Source organism: Mesorhizobium sp. M0715 (genome assembly GCF_040320355.1).
In the GTDB taxonomy this organism is placed as follows: Bacteria; Pseudomonadota; Alphaproteobacteria; order Rhizobiales; family Rhizobiaceae; genus Mesorhizobium.
In genome coordinates, this window is the sequence record NZ_JAMYPL010000008.1 from 12,856 (window position 1) to 34,382 (window position 21,527).

The 21,527-nt window shown below is 62.5% G+C and carries 22 protein-coding genes; 12 read left to right on the forward strand and 10 right to left on the reverse strand.

What is annotated here, in order from left to right:
- Window positions 1–111: 111 nt before the first annotated feature.
- Window positions 112–1,155, forward strand: a complete 1,044-nt coding sequence (locus tag NKI21_RS12040) for an aldo/keto reductase (protein WP_352442537.1) — start codon at window positions 112–114, stop codon at window positions 1,153–1,155.
- Window positions 1,156–1,331: 176 nt separating this feature from the next.
- A complete protein-coding gene (locus NKI21_RS12045; RefSeq protein WP_013532262.1) occupies window positions 1,332–1,484 on the forward strand; it encodes a hypothetical protein in 153 nt (50 codons plus the stop codon).
- 66 nt (window positions 1,485–1,550) lie between these two features.
- Here NKI21_RS12045 and NKI21_RS12050 read toward each other — a convergent pair whose 3' ends face one another.
- Window positions 1,551–1,811 carry a DUF982 domain-containing protein gene (locus NKI21_RS12050; RefSeq protein ID WP_109668581.1) on the reverse strand — a complete coding sequence of 87 codons (261 nt, stop codon included), beginning with the start codon at window positions 1,809–1,811 and terminating at the stop codon, window positions 1,551–1,553.
- Window positions 1,812–1,897: 86 nt separating this feature from the next.
- Complete coding sequence (locus tag NKI21_RS12055; protein WP_128305704.1) at window positions 1,898–2,563, reverse strand: GntR family transcriptional regulator; 666 nt, start codon at window positions 2,561–2,563, stop codon at window positions 1,898–1,900.
- Window positions 2,564–2,734: 171 nt separating this feature from the next.
- On the opposite strand from NKI21_RS12055, the gene NKI21_RS12060 reads away from it, so the two are divergent.
- Together NKI21_RS12060 and NKI21_RS12065 are read left to right on the forward strand one after the other, a co-directional pair.
- Entirely contained in the window at window positions 2,735–3,994 is a 1,260-nt protein-coding gene (locus NKI21_RS12060; RefSeq protein WP_352442536.1) for a multidrug efflux MFS transporter, read from the forward strand.
- A 40-nt stretch (window positions 3,995–4,034) separates the two neighbouring features.
- The gene (locus NKI21_RS12065) at window positions 4,035–4,409 is read left to right on the forward strand and encodes a DUF423 domain-containing protein (protein WP_352442535.1); all 375 of its coding nucleotides are present in this window, start codon (window positions 4,035–4,037) and stop codon (window positions 4,407–4,409) included.
- 43 nt (window positions 4,410–4,452) lie between these two features.
- Here the strand turns inward: NKI21_RS12065 and NKI21_RS12070 are convergent, their stop codons facing one another.
- Window positions 4,453–4,602 (reverse strand): hypothetical protein, encoded by a 150-nt coding sequence (locus NKI21_RS12070; protein WP_352865703.1) that lies wholly within the window; start codon window positions 4,600–4,602, stop codon window positions 4,453–4,455.
- Window positions 4,603–4,662: 60 nt separating this feature from the next.
- Complete coding sequence (locus NKI21_RS12075) at window positions 4,663–4,806, reverse strand: hypothetical protein (protein ID WP_126068772.1); 144 nt, start codon at window positions 4,804–4,806, stop codon at window positions 4,663–4,665.
- A gap of 154 nt (window positions 4,807–4,960) precedes the next feature.
- Between NKI21_RS12075 and NKI21_RS12080 the strand changes: the two genes are divergently transcribed.
- Window positions 4,961–6,040, forward strand: a complete 1,080-nt coding sequence (locus NKI21_RS12080; RefSeq protein WP_352865706.1) for a LacI family DNA-binding transcriptional regulator — start codon at window positions 4,961–4,963, stop codon at window positions 6,038–6,040.
- A gap of 2 nt (window positions 6,041–6,042) precedes the next feature.
- Here the strand turns inward: NKI21_RS12080 and NKI21_RS12085 are convergent, their stop codons facing one another.
- Window positions 6,043–7,296 (reverse strand): OpgC family protein, encoded by a 1,254-nt coding sequence (locus tag NKI21_RS12085; RefSeq protein WP_352865709.1) that lies wholly within the window; start codon window positions 7,294–7,296, stop codon window positions 6,043–6,045.
- Window positions 7,297–7,498: 202 nt separating this feature from the next.
- Between NKI21_RS12085 and NKI21_RS12090 the strand changes: the two genes are divergently transcribed.
- Complete coding sequence (locus tag NKI21_RS12090; RefSeq protein ID WP_352865712.1) at window positions 7,499–8,161, forward strand: alpha/beta hydrolase; 663 nt, start codon at window positions 7,499–7,501, stop codon at window positions 8,159–8,161.
- Window positions 8,162–8,178: 17 nt separating this feature from the next.
- Here NKI21_RS12090 and sthA read toward each other — a convergent pair whose 3' ends face one another.
- A complete protein-coding gene (gene sthA / locus NKI21_RS12095; RefSeq protein ID WP_352865715.1) occupies window positions 8,179–9,567 on the reverse strand; it encodes a Si-specific NAD(P)(+) transhydrogenase in 1,389 nt (462 codons plus the stop codon).
- Between the two features lie 208 nt (window positions 9,568–9,775).
- Here sthA and NKI21_RS12100 point away from each other — a divergent pair, with 208 nt between their 5' ends.
- The 3 genes from NKI21_RS12100 to NKI21_RS12110 all read left to right on the forward strand — a co-directional run bounded on the left by NKI21_RS12100 (window position 9,776) and on the right by NKI21_RS12110 (window position 12,176).
- A complete protein-coding gene (locus tag NKI21_RS12100) occupies window positions 9,776–10,246 on the forward strand; it encodes an RDD family protein (protein ID WP_352865718.1) in 471 nt (156 codons plus the stop codon).
- Between the two features lie 140 nt (window positions 10,247–10,386).
- Window positions 10,387–11,151 carry an arginyltransferase gene (locus NKI21_RS12105; RefSeq protein ID WP_023810205.1) on the forward strand — a complete coding sequence of 255 codons (765 nt, stop codon included), beginning with the start codon at window positions 10,387–10,389 and terminating at the stop codon, window positions 11,149–11,151.
- A 128-nt stretch (window positions 11,152–11,279) separates the two neighbouring features.
- Window positions 11,280–12,176: a DMT family transporter gene (locus NKI21_RS12110; RefSeq protein WP_352442529.1), complete on the forward strand. Its 897-nt coding sequence runs from the start codon at window positions 11,280–11,282 to the stop codon at window positions 12,174–12,176.
- Between the two features lie 12 nt (window positions 12,177–12,188).
- Here the strand turns inward: NKI21_RS12110 and NKI21_RS12115 are convergent, their stop codons facing one another.
- A complete protein-coding gene (locus tag NKI21_RS12115; protein ID WP_352442528.1) occupies window positions 12,189–13,403 on the reverse strand; it encodes an AI-2E family transporter in 1,215 nt (404 codons plus the stop codon).
- A gap of 317 nt (window positions 13,404–13,720) precedes the next feature.
- The gene (parC, locus tag NKI21_RS12120; protein WP_023810202.1) at window positions 13,721–15,973 is read right to left on the reverse strand and encodes a DNA topoisomerase IV subunit A; all 2,253 of its coding nucleotides are present in this window, start codon (window positions 15,971–15,973) and stop codon (window positions 13,721–13,723) included.
- On the opposite strand from parC, the gene NKI21_RS12125 reads away from it, so the two are divergent.
- Window positions 15,929–16,198, forward strand: coding sequence for a hypothetical protein (locus NKI21_RS12125; RefSeq protein WP_164893083.1), 270 nt, complete (start codon window positions 15,929–15,931; stop codon window positions 16,196–16,198). The genes parC and NKI21_RS12125 overlap by 45 nt on opposite strands.
- 103 nt (window positions 16,199–16,301) lie before the next feature.
- Window positions 16,302–17,492, forward strand: coding sequence for an aq_1923 C-terminal domain (locus tag NKI21_RS12130; RefSeq protein WP_127267503.1), 1,191 nt, complete (start codon window positions 16,302–16,304; stop codon window positions 17,490–17,492).
- Window positions 17,493–17,604: 112 nt separating this feature from the next.
- Here the strand turns inward: NKI21_RS12130 and aspS are convergent, their stop codons facing one another.
- Entirely contained in the window at window positions 17,605–19,395 is a 1,791-nt protein-coding gene (gene aspS / locus NKI21_RS12135) for an aspartate--tRNA ligase (protein ID WP_352442547.1), read from the reverse strand.
- Window positions 19,396–19,542: 147 nt separating this feature from the next.
- Window positions 19,543–20,409: a LysR substrate-binding domain-containing protein gene (locus tag NKI21_RS12140; RefSeq protein WP_352442527.1), complete on the reverse strand. Its 867-nt coding sequence runs from the start codon at window positions 20,407–20,409 to the stop codon at window positions 19,543–19,545.
- A gap of 92 nt (window positions 20,410–20,501) precedes the next feature.
- Between NKI21_RS12140 and NKI21_RS12145 the strand changes: the two genes are divergently transcribed.
- Window positions 20,502–21,419, forward strand: a complete 918-nt coding sequence (locus NKI21_RS12145; RefSeq protein ID WP_023810195.1) for a DMT family transporter — start codon at window positions 20,502–20,504, stop codon at window positions 21,417–21,419.
- Window positions 21,420–21,527: the final 108 nt, after the last annotated feature.

A 21,527-nucleotide genomic window follows, 5' to 3' on the forward strand; every position in this document is an offset into this window, starting at 1 on the left:
GATCGATCCGCCGCCCTGGCATGGAGACATACCGCGCAAATTGTCCTACAAATAGCAGCCACATTCGGGCGCCCTTCCCAACCCCTTCTCAATGCAATCGCGAGGACCGACATGGAATACCGCACTCTCGGCCGTTCCGGCCTGAAAGTATCGACGCTGACCATGGGCACCATGACTTTCGGCGGCGCCGGTGCATTTTCGGCTGTCGGCAAGACCGACCTCGACGAGGCGCGCCGGATGATCGATCTCTGCATCGACGCCGGCATCAATGTCATCGACACCGCCAATGTCTATTCGAACGGCATGTCGGAAGAAATCATCGGCGAAGCGCTCGGCGGCAAGCGCAAGGGCGACGTGCTGATCGCCTCCAAGGCACGGATGCGGATCGGCAAAGGTCCCAACGATGAAGGCCTGTCGCGCCATCACCTGATCCGCGAATGCGAGAAGAGCCTGAAGCGGCTCAGGACCGACGTCATCGACATCTATTTCCTGCACGAATGGGATGGCGTGACACCGCTGGAGGAAACCATCGCCGCGCTCGATACGCTGGTTGCCCAGGGCAAGATCCGCTATGTCGGCTGCTCCAACTATTCCGGCTGGCAGGTGATGAAGGCGCTCGGCGTCAGCGACAGCCATCATCAGCCGCGCTTCGTCACGCAGCAGATCCACTACACGCTGGAAGCGCGCGAGGCGGAGTACGAACTGCTGCCGATTTCCGTCGACCAGGGGTTGGGCGTTCTGGTCTGGAGCCCGCTTGCCGGCGGATTGCTGTCCGGCAAATACCGCCGCGACAGCCCCACTGCCCGCCAACTCGCAGGCTGGTCGGAACCACCGATCCGCGACGAGGACCGGCTGTGGCGGATCGTCGATGTGCTGGTCGAGATCGGCACGCAGCGCGGCGTGTCGGCAGCGCAGGTGGCGCTGGCCTGGCTGCTTGGCCGGGCGGCCGTCAGTTCGCTGGTGATCGGCGGCAGGACGGAAACGCAGTTCCGGGACAACATCGCGGCGGCAAGCCTGGTGCTTTCCGGCGAGGAGCGCGAGCGCCTCGACGCGGTCAGCCGGCCGCCCTTGCTCTATCCCTACTGGCACCAGCAATTGACGGCAAAGGACCGGTTTGGCGCCGCCGATCTGGTGATTGACCGAAGCGGCATCTGATCGGCAAATCGACGGCGATAGGTATCGGCCGCCGCAATGATGAGCCTGGCCCCTTCATTGCAACGCGCATCTTGCAAGCCTGGCCATCATCGACGCACTATCGCTTCAGCTGTTGTGTTTGACGGCTAATGCTCCTAGGCAGGACCAGAGCCGCGAGGCAGTGAAAAGGAGCCGATATGGCGCGACCACCAAATTACGATCAGGAACGCAAGGAACGCGACCGCCAGAAGGCGGCCAAGAAGGCCGAGAAGCTGGCAGCCAAGGTTGCAGCGAGGGAACGTTCGAAGCCCGAAGACGAGACTGAAGCCGAAACCGAAACGGCAAAGTGACGGCAAACGGCCCGCAGATGCGGGCCGCGCCTCAATTCGGATTGCCGCCCCGGATGTCGCCTTGTGTCAGGCCGGCGCCTTGTCGCTGACGAACACGTCCACTTCGCGTGCTGCCGCGATGAAGGCGCGCCTGGCGTTCATCGCCGGCTTGTCGCCGGCCAGTGCGTCATGGCAGGCCTGCAGGGCCGCGCGATGCTTGGGGCTGCGCTTGCCGGGCCAGTTGTTGAGGAGGTAGTCGGAAGCCTCACGCGCCGTGCGCAAGAGCTGAGTGCTTCCCGCCGCGACTGACTTCACAGTCACAGGTGTTTCAAATCGGTTGTTTTCCATGGCCGCTCCTTACGCCATCGGCGTCTGCGAAGCGAGGCGAAAGTGCGCATACATCCAGACGCCGCTTTGCGCCCCTTCATCCACTCTCAAGCAGCAACGACGGCAAAGCCTCTGGCGCGAAGACCGCGCCGATCGTTGGCGAGCGACGTCACCAGCCGGTCGCGGCTGCCGACGATGTGGACCGAGAGCAGGCGCGCGGCTTCATCGGCGTCGCCAAGGCGCGTGGCCGCCAGAATGGCGCGATGTTCAGCCCAGGCGCGGGCAAGGGCCGCTTCGTCGCGAACCTCCAGCCAGCGCGCCCGCGACAGGCGCGTCATGGCATCGCGCACCGCCCTAAACAGGAATTCATTGCCCGACAGACGCGCCAGTTCGATGTGAAAATCCATGCCGACGCGATGCCATTCCTCGCGCGGCGTGTCGTTGTCGCAGGACTCGAGCATCGCCTCGATGACATCGACGGCGCTCCGGTCCGCCAGGCTGCATGTCAGGCGAAGCGCCGCAACCTCGACCGCCTCCCTGTAGACGGCGATCTGCTCGAGTTCAGCCAGATTGATCGGCGACACCGTCCAGCCACGTCCGTCCCTGCCGACCAGGCCCTCGGTCTCAAGCCGCAGCAGTGCTGCCCTGACCGGGGTTCGCGACGCGCCGAAGCGGCTTTCGATCCAGCGCTCCGTCAGTTTCTCGCCGGGACCGATCTCGAGGCCCAGGATCATCTGCCGAAGCTGTTTTTCGACGCTCTGCATCTGCGACATTTTTGCTCCCGGTTTCCGGTCGTTATGGCTTCGGACCGTTTGACGACGATCACATTTGAGGTTGCATTGACAGCGGCCAAGCTTGCGTCCATGACGTGCACCATCTTGGTATCCCAAATTGGTATCCGCAGCAACCATCGATAAAAGAGTTGCTGGGACAGGACATATGACATGCAGCAGAGCACGCCCCCGGCAACCGACAGCACCTACAACATCCACTGGCGGCGCAACCTGTTCGTGTGCTTTGCCGGCTCGTTCTCGACGCTTGTCGCCATGACGCTGCTTTTGCCGTTCCTGCCGCTCTATATCGAGCAGCTGGGTGCCGAGGGCCACGCGGCGATCGTGCAATGGTCGGGGATTGCCTATGGCGCGACGTTCTTCGCGGCGGCGCTGGTGGCGCCGCTCTGGGGACGTCTCGGCGACAGCTACGGCCGCAAGGTGATGCTGGTTCGCGCCAGCTTCGGCATGGCCATATGCATGTCGCTGACCGGCATGGTGCAGACCGTCTGGCAACTGGTGCTGCTGCGGCTGCTGATCGGTTTTGCCGGCGGCTATTCCTCGGGATCGACCATCCTCGTCGCCATGCAGACGCCGAAGGAGCGTTCCGGCTGGGCGTTGGGCCTGCTGTCGGCCGGTATCACGGGTGGGGCTCTGGTCGGCCCGCTGGTTGGCGGCGCACTGCCGCCGCTGATCGGCATCCGCGCCACCTTTCTCCTCTCCGGCGGCGTCATCTTCCTGGCGTTCCTGGCGACCACGTTTCTGATCAAAGAGAATCCCCGGCCGAAACCGGCGGGCGCCGCCTCGAAGGAGAAGCCTAAAGGCGGCTGGGCACAAATTCCCGACAAACGGCCTGTCGTCGCCATGCTGGCAACCGGCATGCTGTTGAGCTTCGCCACCATGTCGATCGAGCCGATCATCACGGTCTATGTGCAGCAGCTCATTGAAGACCAGAGCCGCGTCACGCTGATATCAGGCGTCGTCATGTCGGCGGCCGCGCTGGGCGCCATCCTGTCGGCCTCGCGCCTCGGCAAGCTCGCCGACCGCGTCGGCCACTGGAACGTCATCATCGGCGCACTTGCCGTCTCGGCGCTGCTGCTGATCCCGCAGGCCTTCGTCACACAAAGCTGGCAACTCATCGGCCTGCGCTTCCTGATGGGCTTGGCGCTGGGCGGTCTGTTGCCCTGCATCACCAGCGTGATCCGCCACAATGTTCCCGATGGCGTCGGCGGGAATGTGCTCGGGTTGTCGATTTCCGCCCAGTATGTCGGGCAAGTCGCCGGCCCCTTGCTGGGCGGCTTTGCCGGCGGTCATTTCGGCATGCGCTCGGTGTTTCTGTGCACATCCGTCTTGATGGCTGGAGGCGCGGTGTATAACTGGCTGGCACAGTCACGCCGCGAGCAGGACATGCTTGCCAACCCCGGCAAGCCCTGACGGGTCAGGCATATCCCTCTGATACCACGGAGCCACGGACATGAGCACGGCCGAGCAATTTTCCGGCACCAGCACCCGTATCCTCGTCCTGGCCGGAGGCCTCTGTGGCGCGGCCGGCGTGGCGCTGTCGGCCGCGGCGGCGCATCTGGGCGGCGCCTTCGTCGGCACCGCCGCATCGTTCCTGCTGATGCATGCGCCGGTCTTCCTTGTCGCCGGATTGCTTGGCGCGAACCGGACCCTGCGCATCGGCAGCCTGATCCTGCTGGTTGGGCTTCTGCTGTTCTGCGGCGATCTGCTGGCGCGCGATTTCATCGGGTCGCGGCTGTTCCCGCTGTCGGCGCCGATCGGCGGCACGCTACTCATTGCCGGCTGGCTGGCGATCGCTGCCTCAGCGCTGGTGCGCGTGCGTCCCTGACGCCTCGGCGCGCCCGCCGACACCAAACGTCAAAGCATGGCTGCTAGTCTTGCCGACGCTCGGGCTGGATGAGCAATTCGCGATTGCGTCGCCGCAGCTTGGCCAACCAGCGCTCTTGCGGCCTTTTGGAAGCCGGCGCGATGCCCCAATAGTTGCGGTAGATGTCTTCGAACAGATAGCTGACGGGATGCATGATGTGCTTCCTTTAGATTCTTGAACCGATCCAATCGACAGGCGCGAAAACCGACCCCGCTCAGCTCCGCTTGCGCTCCACAAGGAACCGCAACTCGCGAACCCATGGGCTGGCTTTGCCGCGGCGCTTCTGCGTCGTGGTGTTCGACGAGATGCTCCAGTCGTTGCGGTAAATGTCTTCGAACAGGAAATTGACGGGATGCATGGCACAACTCCCCTGAACATGTTGAATCGATCCAATTCAGAGAACCATCGCTCACTTGGATCGATCCAAATATACGCCTTGGCGAGGCTGCGATCAAGTCAAAATTTGAACCGATCCAACGAAAGTGTTAGATGGAGGAATTCAGGAGACGAAGATGGCGCCACTTATCTCTGCAAAGACAAGACCGGTCCGGCTGGCGGACATTGCCAAGGCGGCCGGCGTGTCGCACGGCACCGCGTCCAACGTGTTCGCCCGTCCGGAGATCGTGCGCGAGGAGGTCCGCGAGCGGGTCAAGGCGGCAGCCGAGGCCATGGGATATGGCGGCCCCGATCCCAAGGGCCGGCTGCTGCGCGCCGGCAAGGTCAATGCCATCGGCGTCGCGACCGCGGAACCCCTCTCCTATTTCTTCGACGACCCCTTTGCCCGGGTGATGATGGCCAGCATCTCGCAGGCTTGCGACGCGACCGGTGCGGGGATTTCGCTGGTCTCCGCAGCCAACAACGAACAGCTTGCCTGGAACATACAGAGTGCGCTGGTCGACGGTTTCATCGTCTTTTGCGTCGATGGCGGTTCAAGGCTGGTCGAACTGGCGCGTGAACGCAAACTCCCCTTTGTCGCGCTCGATCTCGATTCGGACGACGACGACGCCGTTGCAGCGATCGGCGTCGACAACATCGCCGGGGCTGGCCTGGCGGCCCGCCACCTGACCGAACTCGGACATCGCCGCTTTGCCGTGCTTGCCCTGCCCGTCGCGGACTCCGGCTTCGGCCCCACCACAAGGGAGCAGATGGAGAAGGCCCTCTATTCCGGGACGCGCGACCGCCTGCGTGGCTATTTCGCGGAACTCTCCCGCGTCGACATCGACGTCGAGCGTGTGCCGATCTACGAAACCGTCAATGACGAGGAAAGCGTGTGGGCCGGTCTCGATCATATTTTCGCCGGCGCCGAGACCCCGACCGCCATCCTGGCTATGTCAGACAGGATGGCCTTGCATGCATTGGACTGGCTGCGGCAGCGTGGCATCACGGTACCCGGCGACGTTTCGATCGTCGGCTTCGACGGTGTTCCGGAAGGAGCGGTTTCCAGTCCGCCGCTTACCACGATCGTCCAGCCGATCGCCGAGATGGGCCGCCTTGCCGTCAGGGCGATCCTTGAAAATGACGGCTCGTTCAGCCGGCAATCGCTGCCGGTCGAACTGGTGGTGCGAGCCTCATCCGGCCCCTCGCCCGCCTGAGCTCAACGGCCCATTCTTGTCGCCATGGTCGGCATAGCGAAGGATGCAGCATGGACGGGCGGTGCGGCGTGAGCCGGCCTGCTTTTGGCGGACCAGCCAAGGCCCGAAAGCCATTCGAGATAGTAGGCAAGCGCGAACTGCATGACGATGCCGGCCGATATCAACAGGCTGTCATAGGCAAATCCGCCCGGATTGATCAGCTTCAGCACCTGCGCCGCCATCGCGAGCACCGTGCCGGCAATGAAAACCGGCAACGATCGTTTGCCCAATATGGCAAGCGGATGATCGCGCCCGGTGCGAAACAGGTTCGAGATGGCGGGGAATGCCACGATCAGGTAGCTCACCGCCAATATATGCAGCAGCCTCGGCAGCGACAGAAATGTCTTGTCGAAGCCGGTCAGCACCGGAGGCAGGCCCAACCAGGAGATATGCCCCCAAAGCGGGCTGTGCACCCAGACCAGCGCGGTTGCGGTGTAGGCCAAGGCAGCGCCAACCAGCCAGCGATTGACCGGGATGATGCCGCCGCGACGCACATGCAGCGTGCCTGCCAGGCCGATGTTGAAAAGGAACTGCCACGACAGCGGGTTGAGAAACCAGAAGCCGGGCTCGGGATAGTTGGGCGGAGCAATTTGATAAACCCCCGCGACCAGCCACAGGGCGCCGGAGGCGACCAGTGCCAAGACCGGCCGATAGCTGACAATGAGCAGGAACACCGGCGTCAGCAAGAGCAGCACCGCATAGACGGGCAGTATGTTGTTGTAGCCGAGTTGGTGGCCGAGCGTCACGATGCCGATCAGCACCTGCGGCGTATTTTTGATCAACGGCTCGATGTTGATCATCGTCAGAAGCTCCGGCCGCCTGACGAACACTGCCGCCGCACAGAAGATGGCCATCACCACCATGGTGGTGACGATGTGGGCGGCATAGAGGACACCGGCGCGGCGCCACATCTTCAACGTTACCAGCAGCCGGTTTCCAGGTTGGAATTTCCTGCCATAGGCAAGTGCGACCGAGATGCCGGAGATCAGTACGAAGACTTCCGCCGCATCGGAAAAGCCGAAATTCTTGTAGGTCAGATACTCGAAGGCGGTACCTGGCACATGGTCGACATAGATGGTCAGCAAAGCGAGAGCACGGAGCACGTCTATGCGCGTGTCGCGCTCAGTGCGGTCTGAGACACGCGCATCGCGGTCCGACACGCGCGACTCGCGGTCTGGGACACGCCCATCGCGGTCCGGGGAAATCTGGGTGGTCATCGACAAAAAGGCCTCAAAGCTGGTTGTTCATACCGGGCAATGCGGCCCCCGGCGCACCGCTTCGATTCCTCCCGAAGGAATGTTATCGGCGGAGAAACGGACTGTAATGCGCCCGGTTCAATCAACTTTCTCGGAGCTTGAAAATATTGCGTTTTGAAGCCGGCAAATTGAGCGAAACCTCATATAATCAAGAGGATGCGCGATGATCGAAGAGATCTCACAAGATGGTGCGTTGCGGCGTGATCTCGCCTTCAGCTACCGGCTTTACAGCCCGGCGGATTCAACCGGCGAGTGCTTCTTCCTGCTGCATGGGTCGGGTGTCGACGAGACGACACTGGTGCGGCTGGCGCGAGAGATCGCACCGCGTGCCACGCTCATCGCGGTGCGTGGCCGCATTGTCCAGGAGGATGGTTTCCGCTGGTTCGGGCGCATCACGCCGACGCGCTTCGAACAGCACAGCATTCGCACCGAGACCGATGCCTTTGCGGGCTTCGTCGCCGACGCGGCCACACGCCACCATCTCGATCTCTCACGCGCGACGTTCCTCGGCTATTCGAACGGCGCCAATCTGATTTCGAGCCTGATGCTGCTGCATCCGGGTCTTATAGAGCGCGCCGCACTGCTGCGGCCGATGCCGGTGCTCGATGACGTGCCGGCGACGGATCTGTCAAAGGTGCGGGTGCTGATGATCGCCGGCGCCACCGACCTCACCTATGCGCCTTTCGCCCCTGCTCTGGTGACATTGCTCAGCCGGCATGGCGCCGAGATCGACGCCAGGATTGTCCCGTCAGGTCATGAATTCGGCAGCGCTGACGCGGCAATCGTCAGGCAATGGCTGCGGGGATCGGCGGCACAGGCAGGCTGACCAGCATGATCAGCCGCCTACCCTCGTCCCATCCTATTCCAGGCATCCAGTCCGGCGATCTTGTAGGCTTCGGCAAGCGTCGGATAGTTGAAGGTGTTGTTGACGAAGAAGTCGACGGTGCCGCCGAGATTGATCACCGCCTGGCCGATGTGGATGAGCTCGGTGGCGCCCTCGCCGATGATGTGCGCGCCGAGCAGACGGCGCGTTTCGATCGAGAACAAGAGTTTCAGGAAGCCGGTGTTGACGCCCATGATGTGGCCGCGTGAAGTTTCGCGAAAACGCGCCACGCCGACCTCATAGGCCGCACCGCTTTCACGCACCTGTTCCTCGGACTGGCCGACCGTCGAGATTTCCGGCACCGCATAGATGCCATAGGGGAATGTTTCCGGTGGCGGCGGCAAAGGCACACCGAAGGCATGGCAGGCGGCCACCCTGCCCTGCTCCATCGAAGTCGAGGCCAGGCTCGGAAAGCCGATGACGTCGCCGGCGGCATAGATGTTGGGCACGTTGGTCTGGAAGGACTGCGGATCGACCTTGATGCGCCCTCTGGAGTCGGCATCGATGCCGACGACATCCAGGCCCAGGCTGCCGACATTGCCGGTGCGGCCGGCGGCGTAGAGCACGACCTCGGAACGGATGGTGCGGCCATCGGCCAGTTCCACCTCGGCGGCATCAGGCTTGGAGCGGATTTCCTTCACCGCGCTGCCCAGCCGGATGGTCATGCCACGATCGCGCATCTGGTGAATGAAATCGTCGACGATCTCGCGGTCGACGAAATCGAGGATGGAGTTGCGCGGCTCGACCAAGGTTACCGGCACGTCAAGCGCGGAAAAGATCGTGGCATATTCGACCCCGATGACGCCGGCGCCGATCACGGTCAGCGTGCGCGGCAAGCGATCAAGCTCCAGCATCTCGTCACTGTCGAAGACGCGGGTCTTGTCGAAAGGCACGTCGCGCGGCCGGTGCGGCCTGGTGCCGACCGCGATCAGCGCATTGGCAAAACCGACCTCGCTGTAGTCGCCGGTGTCGGTGGTCAGGCTGACCTTGTCGGGGCCAAGGAATTTCACCGCAGCCCGGGCGCTCTTGACCGTGTTGCGCATGAACTGGTGCTGCAGCACCTCGACCTCATGGTCGAGCGTCTTGTGCAGGCGCTCGACCAGATCGCCGACCGAGATGTCTTGCTTGACCCGGTAGCCGCGCCCGTAGAAGCCGCGCTCACGCCAACCCGAAAGGTTGAGCACCGTTTCGCGCAGCGTTTTCGACGGGATGGTGCCGGTATGCACCGAGACACCGCCCAGACGCCGGCCGCGATCGACCACCAGCACCGACTTGCCGAGCTTGGCCGACTGCACCGCGGCCCGGCGACCGGAAGGGCCGCTGCCGATGACCAGCATGTCGTAGTCCATATTGCCCCGTCCCCTGCCATGTGCGCTTTTGCTGCGCCGCAGCAAGCTAATGCTATCCGCGCCGCAAGTTCAACCGGTTCAGATTGCGCCTGGCGCCTTGAAGGCCGGCGCACCGCAAGAAGCCCGATCTTGATTCCGCCACAGGCCTTCACCATTTCATGGCTGAGCGGTCCGCACCCTATGTCGGACCTTGTTACGAGGAAATGACATGGACGCGCGCGTTCTCGACGGCGAAATCATCACCAGCAGGCTCGACGATGTCAGGGCCTATGACGGTGTGCGCACGAAGCGCATCCTGGCGTTCGTGGTCGACTACATCATCGTCGCGCTGCTCACCATTCCGTTTGCCATTCTGGTGTTTTTCCTCGGCCTTTTGACCCTCGGTCTTGGCTGGATGCTGTTCGGCGTCCTGGTGCCGACTGTGGCCATCCTCTACATCTGGAACACGCTGGGCAGCACCGACCAGGCCACCACAGGCATGAAGATGATGGGCATCCGCCTCGACCGGCTCGACGGCAGGCCGATCGACGGCCTCACCGCGGTCGTCCATTCGGTGCTGTTCTGGGCCGGCAACGTCATCCTGTCGCCGCTCGTCCTGCTGGTGACGCTGTTTTCCGACCGCAAGCGCACCTTGCACGATCTTTTGCTTGGCACGGTCGTCAGCCGCACCGACCGCTGAAACGGCCCTCTGAAGAGCAGTCGCAACCGATTGAGCGCAAATGTGAAGGCGTCGAGTCGACCACGCCCACATAATCCTGTTGAATTTTTCGCCGTCCGCGCCAAAGGTAGAGCGATTCGAAGGAGTGTTTCCAAGGCTCGATGACGCAGCATCCGACCCAGTCGCCGCAGTTCTTCCTGACCGCGCCGTCGCCGTGCCCCTATCTCGACGGCCAGTTCGAGCGCAAGGTGTTCACGCACCTGGTTGGAGACAAGGCGGCGGAGATGAACGACCTCTTGACGCAAGGCGGCTTCCGGCGCTCGCAGAACATCGCCTACAGGCCGGCCTGCGAGACCTGCCGCGCCTGCGTTTCGGTACGCATCCTCGCCCAGGAATTCGTCGCCAGCCGCAACATGAAGCGCGTGCTGCAGCACAATTCCGACCTCGTCGGCCACATGCACAATGCCGAGCCTTCGACCGAACAATATTCCCTGTTCCGCAGCTATCTCGACGCCCGCCACCGCCGTGGCGGCATGTCCGACATGACGGTGCTCGACTATGCGATGATGGTCGAGGATACCCATGTCGACACCAAGGTGATCGAGTATCGGCGGCGTGGACCCGATACGTTCATCACCGGCAAGGGACAGGGCGAGCTGATCGCGGTGGCGCTCACCGACAAGATGGCCGACGGCCTGTCGATGGTCTATTCCTACTTTAATCCCGATTTCGAGGAACGGTCGCTCGGCACGTTCATGATCCTCGACCACATCGCCCGCGCCAGGGCGATGGGCCTGCCCCATGTCTATCTCGGCTACTGGGTCAACGGCTCGCGCAAGATGAATTATAAGATGCGCTTCATGCCGCAGGAGCATCTCGGCCCGAAGGGCTGGGAGCGCTACACCAACGAAGCGGTCGCGCGCTGATTAGTCTTTCCCAAGTCCGGGCTTAAACATTTTCAATCGAGACGATGCTGGTCTTTCCGCTGGTTGGCGGAGAGCGTGAGATTGCGCCGTCCGCCATCCTCTCCCGAATTCATTGTGAAAGTCGCTGCATGTCGTCTCACGATACTCACACCAAAGGACTTCTGCTCACCGCATTTGGCGGGCTGACGCTGACCGTGGATATCCCGCTGATCCGGCTCGCCCATGGCGAGGCGTGGACAATCTTGCTGCTGCGCACCGGCTGCACCTTGGCCGCGGCACTGATCATGTGGACCATCTGGCGCTCGTTCAGCAAGAATGCGCCGCAGCTGATACCTGGCTGGTCGGGCCTGATCGTTGCCGCGATCTACGGGCTCGGCGCGATTGCGTTCATCACAGGCGTCTACAACACCTCGACCGCCAACCTGGTGTTCATCCTGGCCTTCACAACCATGTTCGCCGCGCTGCTTTCATGGGTGTTCCTGAAGGAGCGGCCGCGGCCGCTGACCCTTGCGGCATTGGCCATGATGATTGTCGGCGTCGTCATCATCGTCGGCGATTCCGTCGGCACCGGACATCTGTTCGGCGACCTGATGGCGTTGTGTTCGGCCTTCCTGATCGCCTGCGCCATCACCATCTCGCGCGCCAGCGGCAAGGATATGGGCTTTACCTCACTGATCGGCGTCGTCCTGCCTTTCGGGCTGGCGGCGTTCATGGTCTCCAAGACCGGCTTTCAGGTGGAGGCGCCCTGGTGGATCATCCTCAACGGCGCCGTCATCATGCCGATAGCGTTCTTCTGCCTTGCCGCCGGGCCAAAATACATTTCGGGACCGGAAGTGGCGATGTTCTACCTGCTTGAAACCGTGCTGGCGCCGGTCTGGGTGTGGATGATCTTTGCCGAAACACCGACGCGCAACAGCCTGATCGGCGGCGGGATCCTGATCGTCACGCTGGTCGCGCATTCGCTGTGGCAACTTCACGAGGGACGCAAGCGGCGTGGCGACCTTGCGGTGCAACATCCGGCCTAAGGTGCGTTGAGATCAGGCGCTGGCCTTCTTCGCCACGTCAGGTTCCGGCAGGACCTCGATTTGCGGACCGGCTTCGATTTCGGCTGCCGAGCCCGGGATGATGTCGTCGGCCAGTTCGACCTCGCGCAGCCATTCGCGCCAGATCGCGACCAGCAGCGCCATCAGCACCGGGCCGATGAACAGGCCGAGAAACCCCATGGTCTTGACGCCGCCGATCAGGCCGAAAAACGTCGGCAGGAAGGGCAGTTTTATCGGCCCGCCGACGAGCTTCGGGCGCAGTGTCTTGTCGACGATGAACAGTTCGACCGCGCCCCAGATGAACAGCGCCAACCCGGCCATCGGCGAGCCGCTGGCGGCGAGGTAGATCGAGACCAGCGTGAAGGACAGCGGTGCACCGCCGGGGATCAGCGCCATGACGCCGGTCAGGGCGCCGAGTGTTACCGGTGACGGCACGCCGGCCAGCCAGTAGGCAATGCCCAGCACCAGGCCTTCGCCGATGGCGATGACGGTCATGCCGGTCACCGTCGACGAGATCGTTGCCGGCACGACGCGCGAGATCCGCTCCCATCTGGTCGGCAGGATGCGCTCGCCGAGACGGTCGACCTGGCCGGCAAAATGCTCGCCGTCGCGATAGGCGAAGAACAGCGCGATCATCATGAACAAAAGCGTCAACAGCAGCCCGAACGCGCTGCCGCCAGCCGCCAGCACACCGCGATAGATGCTGCCGATATTGGCGCCGCTGACCAGCTGGATCAGTTCACCAATGCCGCCCGGATGGCCGAAATTGGTCGTCCACTGCTGGTTCAGCCACTCGCCCACGACAGGCAGCGTGACGATCCAGTGCGGTGTCACCGCGCCATGACGGTTGGTCTCGATCGCCCAGGCGACCCATTCGCGGACCTCGTTGATCGCATAGGTGCCGGCGAGCGCGATCGGGATCACCAGGAAGGCGAGGATGAAGAGGATGGCTAAGGTCGCGGCGATGGTGCGGTTGCCACTGACCGCGACAAGCAGGCGGCGGTAGAGCGGCCAGCTGGCGAAAGCGATGACGAGCGCCGCCAGCACCGGAAACAGGAAGCCGTGGAAGAAATAAACGCCGGCGGCGACGATCAGCACCAGCAGCCAGCGCGCCGCCGACAGCGGCGGGATGACGGCGGACCTGAGCGGCGTCGACAGGCCGAACAGGCGTTGCTGCCGTTCCGGTTTCTGGACTTTTGCTTCCTTCAAACGCCTGGCTCTCCCAAACACCCCTCCTGTCTATGCACTGATATAGTGCAGCAATCGTGACGATAGTCCAAATGGTGATGGAGTTGCGCGCGCCATTGGCGTCGCCGCGGGCCAGCACCCCCCTCTGTCCTGCCGGACATCTCCCCCGCAAGGAGGGAGATTGGCTGTCATGTCGGCTTTCGCAAATCGCCAACATTGGAAAGCGGGCAGAAAGGGCGAAGCTTCCGATCTCCCCCTTGCGGGGGAGATGTCCGGCAGGACAGAGGGGGGTGTGAAGGATTGCTAGCGCCTGAGATTTTCAAACCTGAAAACTGCCGCTACCCAAATTTCCCCGTCCTCGGGAATCCCTTCGGCACCATGCGTCCGGCTGAGGCGCGGGCGCCGATCCACTCAGTCAATTCCTCACGCGACCGGATGAAAGTGCGGTCGGCCGAATCCTGCCAGGATAGGCCGGTCTCCAGCGTGAACGGCTTGAGGTCGAGAAGGCCGCCATCCTTGTATTTCTGCAGCCGCACGCCCTTGCCGCGGCCCATTTCCGGAATCTCGGAGAGCGCGAACACCAGCATCTTGCGGTTCTCGCCGACGATGGCGAGATGGTCACCGGTGACCGGGATGCAGCGCTTGGCTTCGTCCGGCGCCTTGACGTTCATCACCTGCTTGCCCTTGCGGGTGTTGGCGACGACTTCCTCCTCCGGCACGATGAAACCGTTGGCGTCGTGCGAGGCCAGCAGCAGCTTGCGCTTTGGGTCGTGAACGAAGGCGGTGACGATGTCCTGGTCATTGTCCATGTCGACGATGATGCGGATCGGCTCGCCATGGCCTCGCCCGCCAGGCAGCCGGTCGGCGCCGATGGTGTAGAATTTGCCGCCGGTGGTGAAGACCAGCACCTTGTCGGTGGTCTGGGCATGGAAGGCGAGCTTGAGGCTGTCGCCCTCCTTGAAGGTCAGCGTCGAGAGATCGGCCAGATGCCCCTTCATCGCCCGCAGCCAGCCCTTTTCCGAGACGACGACGGTGACCGGCTCGCGCTCGATCATGGCATGTGCGATGTCGGTCAGATCATGCTCGGGCGCGTCGGCGAACTGGGTGCGGCGCTTGCCGAGTTCGGTCTCCGGACCGAACTTGTCGCGGATGTTGGTGACTTCCCATTTGATCGTCGCCCACTGCTTCTCGTTCGAAGCAAGCAGTGCCTCGATCTGCTTCTTCTCGGCGCTCAGTCCGTCGAATTCCTTGCGGATCTCGAATTCTTCCAGCTTGCGCAAAGCGCGCAGCCGCATGTTGAGGATGGCTTCGGCCTGGGTGTCGGTGAGCGACCAACGGGCCATCATGACCTGCTTTGGCTCATCCTCCTCGCGGATGATCCTGATCACCTCGTCGATGTTGAGGTAGGCGATCAGGTAACCGGCAAGGATTTCCAGGCGCCGTTCGATCTCACCGAGGCGGTGTTTCGAGCGGCGGACCAAAACGTCGCGGCGATGCTCGAGCCATTCCTGCAGCACGCCCTTCAGCGACAGCACATTGGGCACCTTACCGCGCGACAGGACGTTCATGTTGAGCGGGAAGCGGCTTTCGAGTTCGGTGAGCTTGAACAGCGATTCCATCAGGATGCCGGGGTCGACCGAACGGCTCTTCGGCACCAGCACGACGCGGATGTCCTCGGCGCTTTCGTCCCTGATGTCCTCGAGCAGCGGCAGCTTGCGCGCCATCAGCAGCTCGGCGATCTTCTCGATCAGCCGCGCCTTCTGCACGCCATAGGGAATTTCGGTGACGACGATGCTCCAGGTACCCCTGCCCTGGTCCTCCTGGAACCACTTCGAGCGCACGCGAAAGCCACCGCGGCCGGTTTCGTAGGCTTCGAGGATCGAGGCGCGGCTGTCGACGATGATACCGCCGGTCGGGAAATCCGGCCCCTGGACAAAGTCCATCAGCTTCGCCACCGGCGCGTCCCGGTTTTCGATCAGGTGAAGTGCGGCATCGCAAAGCTCCGCGGCGTTGTGGGGCGGGATCGATGTCGCCATGCCCACCGCGATGCCGGACGAGCCGTTGGCCAGCAGATTCGGAAAGGCGCCGGGCAAAACCACCGGCTCCTCGTCTTCTTCATTGTAGGTCGGCCGATAATCGACGGCATCCTCGGTGATGCCGGACAACAGTTCGGTCGCCACATCGGTCATGCGCGCTTCGGTGTAGCGCATGGCGGCGGCGTTATCACCGTCGATGTTGCCGAAATTGCCCTGCCCGTCGACCAGGGGATAGCGCATCGAAAAATCCTGCGCCAACCGCACCAGCGCGTCATAGATCGACTGGTCGCCATGCGGGTGGAACTTGCCCATCACCTCGCCGACGATGCGGGCGCATTTGGCAAAGCCCTGGTCGGGGTTGAGCCGCAGCAGGCGCATGGCATGCATGATGCGGCGATGGACCGGCTTCAGTCCGTCGCGCACGTCGGGCAGCGCCCGGTGCATGATGGTCGACAGCGCATAGGCGAGATAGCGCTCTTCCAGCGCCTTCTTCAGATCGACCGGCTCGATATGATCGCCACCGCCATTTTCAGGCGGCAAAAGCCTTTTTCCCATGGGCTCGGACTAGCCGAGCGGGTGATTCGCGGCAAGAGCCCGACAGAGATACCGGCCCTTCTGCAACATGAAACCGCACCGCGGGGGATGTCGGCCAACATCAGGCTGTTACATGCGGGTTCTATGGCCAAGCGTGACGATATCCGGCTATCGGCTCTTCATGACAAATTCACCGGTTTGCGCAAAGACGGCGGGATCAGGTTTGCCTTTCACCGCGATTTTTGACCATTGTGCCGGGACACGCCTTTTTCCGGTCCAGTTCGTCACGGAATGGTGATGGCGCAAATAATTGAAAAAACAATTTCAGGACACTCTCAGGGACCTTGCGATGACAATCAAACGCTCAACTCTTAGGAAATTAGCCCTTTCGACCTTCTTGCTCACGCTGCCGCTGAATGCGGCCCTCGCACAGGATACGGCAGTGGCCGACCGGCTGAAGGCCGCGCTTGTCGCACAAGGTGTCGACATCACCTGGACCGGCGTGACCGGCGACAACACCAGCATGGTGCTGCAGGGCGTTGCCATCAAACCGGCGGCGGAGAAGGAAGCGCTTCCCATCGGCGACGTCAAACTCGAAGGTGTGACCGAGGCAAATGGCGGCTATGACATCGCCACCGTATCGACGGCTGCCTTCACACACAGCAAGGACGGCGTCACCCTCGACCTCAGCCCGTTCGTCATCCATGACATGACAGTTCCGGCCGACGGCGCCACCGGCCCGCTCGGCTCGCTGATGATGTACAAGTCCGCCGAACTCTCGAACATGACCGTCAAGGTCGCCGACAAGACCGCCTTCTCGATGGACGGGCTTGCCATCGAAATCACGCCGCCGGCGGACGGCAAGGCGATGGAATTCACCGCCACCACGGAGAAATTCAACGCCGATTTGACGCTGGTGGACGATCCCAAGTCCAAGGAAGTCATCAACGCGCTCGGCTACCAGAACATCGCAGGCAATCTCGAAATGGCCGGCACCTGGCAGCCCACGGACGGCAAGATGGAACTGTCGAAATACGACATCTCGGTCGAGAATGCCGGCACGCTCGGCATGACGTTCAATCTCGGCGGCTACACGTTGGACTTTATCAAGTCGCTGCAGGAAATGCAGAAGAAGATGGCGGCACAGCCTGAAGGCGCCGACAATTCGGCGCAAGGCATGGCCATGCTCGGCCTGTTGCAGCAGCTTTCGTTCAACAGCGCCTCGATCCGCTTCGACGACGATTCGCTGACCAACAAGGTTCTGGACTATGTCGGCAAGCAGCAAGGCATGTCCGGCAAGGACATCGCCAACCAGGCCAAGGCGATCGTGCCGTTCGGCATGGCGCAGCTCAACAATCCGGAACTGACGGCGCAGGTTACGGCCGCGGTCAGCAAATTCCTCGACGATCCGAAAAGCCTCGAAATCTCGGCCGAGCCGCCGGCATCCGTGCCGTTCGCACTGATCATGGCGGGCGCCATGTCCAACCCGCTCGACCTGCCGAAGACGCTCGGCGTCACCGTCAAGGCCAACGAAGATTGATCGAAGCGATCTCAGTATGCGAAAAGCCCGGCATGCCGGGCTTTTTTTGTCGGGATTAGCGAATCGAAAGAATCGGTTCGGGCGGTTCTTTAAGGCATCGCCCGAAGCGCGATCAGGCGTCCTTCTTGGGCACGGCAACGCGCAGCGCCAGGTCGCGAAGCTGCTGCGGGCTCGCTTCCGACGGTGCGTTCATCAACAGATCGTAGGCCTGCTGGTTCATCGGGAACATGGTGATCTCACGCAGGTTCTTGGCGCCGAGCAGCAGCATGACGACGCGGTCGACACCGGCGGCCATGCCGCCATGCGGCGGTGCGCCATACTGGAAGGCACGATAGAGGCCGCCAAAGCGCTCCTCGACCGTGGCGCGATCCAGCCCGACCGTCTCGAACGCCTTGACCATGGTTTCGGGCAGATGGTTGCGGATACCGCCTGAGGCGATCTCGAACCCGTTGCAGACCATGTCGTACTGGAACGCCTTGATGCCGAGCAGGTCCTCGCCATTCAGCGCATCGATGCCGCCTTGCGGCATCGAGAACGGGTTGTGCGCGAAGTCGATCTTCTTCTCTTCCTCGTTCCACTCGAAGAACGGGAAATCGACGATCCAGCACAGTTCGAAACGCTCGCGGTCGACAAGGTTCAGCTCCTCGCCGGCGCGCGTGCGCGCCGCACCCGCGAAGGAAACGAATTTCTTCGGATCGCCGGCGACGAAGAAGGCAGCGTCGCCATCGGCAAGGCCGAGCTGCTGCCGGATCGCTTCGGTCCGCTCCTCGCCGATGTTCTTGGCGAGTGGGCCGGCGCCTTCGAGCTTGTCGCCCTCCTTGCGCCAGAAGATATAGCCCAGCCCCGGCTGGCCCTCGCCCTGCGCCCAGGAATTCATGCGGTCGCAGAAGGCGCGGCTGCCGCCGGTCTTGGCCGGAATGCCCCATACTTCGGCCTTCGGATCGTTGGCCAGGATGTTGGCGAACACCTTGAAGCCGGAATCGCGAAAATGGTCGGAAACGGCCTGCATCTCGATCGGGTTGCGCAGGTCCGGCTTGTCGGAACCGTACTTGCGCATGGCGACATCATAGGGGATGCGCTGGAATTTCTGCGTCACCGGCTTGCCGTTGGCGAAGGTCTCGAAGACCCCGCGCATGACCGGCTCCATGGTCGACAGCACGTCGTCCTGTTCGACGAAGCTCATTTCCAGGTCGAGCTGGTAGAATTCGCCGGGCAGACGATCGGCGCGCGGATCCTCGTCGCGGAAGCAGGGCGCGATCTGGAAATAGCGGTCGAAGCCCGACACCATGATCAGCTGCTTGTACTGCTGCGGCGCCTGCGGCAGCGCGTAGAAGGTGCCGGGGTGGATGCGCGACGGCACCAGGAAGTCGCGCGCGCCTTCCGGCGACGAGGCGGTGAGGATCGGCGTCGAGAATTCGGTGAAGCCGACATCGCCCATGCGCTTGCGCATTTCGGCGATGATTTTTGTCCGCGCAATGATGTTCTTGTGCAGCGTCTCGCGGCGCAGGTCGAGAAAACGGTATTTCAGCCTGATATCCTCGGGATAATCCGGCTCACCGAACACCGGCAGCGGCAATTCCTTGGCCGCCGACAGCACTTCGATCTCGCGGGCGAAAATCTCGATCTCCCCGGTCGGCAAATTGGCGTTGGTGGTCTCGGGCAAGCGCGCCTTGACCTCGCCGTCGACCCGAATGACCCACTCGCCGCGCACGGTCTCGGCAACCTTGAAGGCAGGCGAATCCGGATCGGCAACGATCTGGGTCAAGCCATAATTGTCGCGCAGGTCGATGAAGAGCAGGCCGCCATGATCGCGCACGCGATGCACCCAGCCCGACAGGCGAACGGTCGAGCCGACGTCGCTCTTCCTCAACTGGGCACAGGTATGGCTGCGGTAACGGTGCATTGTCATTGGTAAAGTCCGGGGTGCTCTAGTTGCCGGCCGAGGCATCACGGCCCGGCCCTGAAAATTTGCGCGAAAAGCGCATGGGAGGCCGGATTTGTCAAGGCAAGCGGCCCGTGTTGGTATCTTGGTTCCGCTTTCCCAGGCGACCTATGAGCCCAGTGCCGATAGCCGAAGACGCTGGGCAAGGTGCTCGACGACCAATGCAGCGCTGGCGGACGACGTTGCGGCATGATGAAGGCGAATTTCCGCCCCCGGCAGCGGGGGCACATGCCGGCCGGGATGGACATCTCGCAGGCCAGGCGCAAGCATGCTGCCTTTGACCACGGTGACCGCCAGTCCCTGTTCGACAATTGCCTCCGTGGCTGAAAGGCTTGGACTGACATAGGCCAAACGCCATGGCCGGCCTGCCTTGTCGAGCGCCTCAATGGCCCAGGAGCGAAACAGGCAATCGGGGCTCGACAGAGCGACCGGCAACGGATCGAGTTCCTCGACGGCTCGCGTCGCCGCCGCCGCCCAAATCGCCCTTTCGCGGCATATCAGATCCCCCTCGGTTGTGCCTTCCGGGTGCATGGCGATGACGGCGTCGAACGACGACCCAAGCCGTTTCAGGAGCCGGGCGGTGAGACCGATCTCCATTTCGACCTGCACCAACGGAAATCGCTCGGCGATGCCAGAAAGGAGGCGCGGCAGGATCTTGGTGCCATAATCTTCCATGACCCCGATGCGAACCTGTCCGGCCACCTGCTGACCGGAAACACGCGCAATCGCCTGCTCATTGAGAGCAAGTATGCGGCGGGCATCGATCAGAAAGCCCTCCCCGGCGGCGGTGAGTTCAACGCGGGCTGTCGAGCGCCGGAACAAGATGGTCTCGATGCGCTCCTCAAGACGTTTCACCTGCAAGCTGACGGCCGCCTGCGTTCTATTGAGCTGCTCGGCGGCTCGCGTAAACGAGAGGCGCTCGGCAACGACGACGAAGGCCCGCAGAAGGTCCGGATCGAGATTCGGGATGCTCATAGTGGAATGTTATCAAACTCATTGAGCTTATTCGATTCCTTATGGCCCGCCTGCCCGATATCCGTGGTTCAGAGTTGGCAAGGTCAGGAACCATGGAAATCACAGGAGTGCTCGCCGCGATTCTCTCCAGCGCTTTTGGGGGTACCGCCGTTGGCGCAACGCGATATCTCGCGGGCACGCTCGATCCTCTCGTTATCGGTGCGGTCCGGTTCGGCGGCGGCTTTCTGGTTTTGGCCGCCGTAGCTCTCTGGCGACGAGACAGGTGGCCGCCGAAGAGCGACTGGCTCGGCACTGGTGCATTGGGTCTTCTGTTCTTCGGGCTGTTTCCGGTGCTCTTCAATGGAGCCCTTGTCTACACAACGGCCGCGCGAGGTGCGCTTGCGCTTTCGACACTGCCTCTGCTCACAATGCTTGCCGCGGCAGTTCTGAGGATCGAGCCGCCGACCATCCGCAAGATCGTCGGTGTCCTGATCGCAATGGCAGGGGTGGCCGTAGCGCTCGGCACGAGCCTGACGACTGCTCCCCCAGATGCCTGGCGCGGAGATCTTCTCATGGTCGCGGCCGCTTTCTGCATGGCGCTCTACAACGTCTGGTCGAGACCATTTCTATCCCGCACCGCGCCAATCCCGTTCGTGGCGTTTGGCATGGGCGTGGGCGCGGTCTGCCTATCGGTCCTGGTGGTTTCGAACGGAGGCTTCGCGCGACTTGCCACTCTCAGCGCACCTCAGTGGATCGCAAGCGCATATCTGGCCATAATTTGCGGCGCCTTCATTTTCTTCCTCTGGGCATTCGCGCTCGAGCGCGCGTCGCCGACACTGGTTGCCGTCTCCGTTGCGGTTAATCCGGTGACGGCATCGATCTTTGGTGTTGTCTTCCTGGGCGAACAAGTAAGCGCGAACCTGATTGTCGGGCTGGTGGCAGTCCTCGCAGGCATAGGCATCGCAACGGGAGCAGCCGAGCGGCTCAGCCTGTGGCCCGACGATCGGCAGTCACGTCGCCGGCAGCCTTGAGCGCTGACCAAGCAAAACGCGGAAACGAATCCAGGCAAATATAGCGATCATCCCTGTTGGCGCAGGGAATTGCTGCTGGCGTTGGCCAGGGTGATGGTCCAAGAAGGG